The organism is Streptococcus sp. DD11, from assembly GCF_001578865.1.
Lineage (GTDB): Bacteria > Bacillota > Bacilli > Lactobacillales > Streptococcaceae > Streptococcus > Streptococcus panodentis.
Genome location: NZ_KQ969413.1, coordinates 1 through 868 on the forward strand (window position 1 = coordinate 1; position 868 = coordinate 868).

1 protein-coding gene is annotated in these 868 nt (G+C 45.6%); it reads left to right on the forward strand.

Annotation, left to right across the window (positions count from 1 at the left end; genetic code table 11):
* The first annotated feature begins 386 nt into the window (after nt 1–386).
* Entirely contained in the window at nt 387–725 is a 339-nt protein-coding gene (locus STRDD11_RS13145) for an ATP cone domain-containing protein (RefSeq protein ID WP_128837670.1), read from the forward strand.
* The last annotated feature ends 143 nt before the right edge of the window (nt 726–868 follow it).

Here is an 868-nt window from a genome sequence, read left to right on the forward strand (position 1 = left end):
CTGGTCCTCCTGTCGAAAGAGCTTGCTCTAGCACTGTCTGCATTGAACCGATTATGTTCAAAGAGCAGCAAACTAGGCAGGAACTGTTTGCTTTGTTGATGATTTTCACTGAGTATGAGTTCCGTTTTTTATCCTCCCATCTTACCGCAAATGTATCTGCGCTTCCATAACTTTAGCTTACATTTTCACTTCTTTTCTTACATTTTTGTAAGAAGGGAGCTGGTGAAAATTTTTTTGAAAAAATGGATAAAAGAAGGTATAATAGTTCTATAAGCTGCATCAAGGAGAGTCTGCTACGGTCCTGTTCGCAGAGGAAGCGGATGGGCAGCCGAGAGACGCGTGCTGCTGACTCTATCTATTAATAAATAAAATCTAAAGGAGTTTTTATGCAAGTTATTAAAAGAAGCGGTGAAGTTGTAGACTTTGACCCGGATAAGATTTACCAAGCGGTTTTGAAGGCAGCTCAGACTGTCTATGTACTGACGGATGATCTCCGCCAGAATCTGGCCCAAGTCACTAAAAAGGTGGTACTGGATTTGGAAGAGGCCAAAGTTGAGCGTGCGACCATTAGCATGATTCAGTCCATGGTGGAAAGCCGTCTCTTGGGTGCTGGCTACATCACGATTGCCGAGCATTACATCTCTTACCGCCTGCAGCGTGATTTGGAGCGCAGTGGCTACGGCGATCATATTGCGGTGCATCTGCATTTCGAGCAAGTCCGCTAAGCAAGCGGCGATGAGACAGGAGGTGGCTCATGTTTCCAGTAACAGCAGCGCTTATTCAGGGTTTGCTGTGGTCAGCTCTGTGGATGCTGATGGTGCATCTGTCTGTGACAAGATTTCCCCAGACCATCCTTCATGATTATCCC

Coding starts and splice junctions, on each gene's coding strand:
- STRDD11_RS13145 (WP_128837670.1), top strand. CDS start 387: ATGCAAGTTATTAAAAGAAGCGGTGAAGTTGTAGACTTTGACCCGGAT.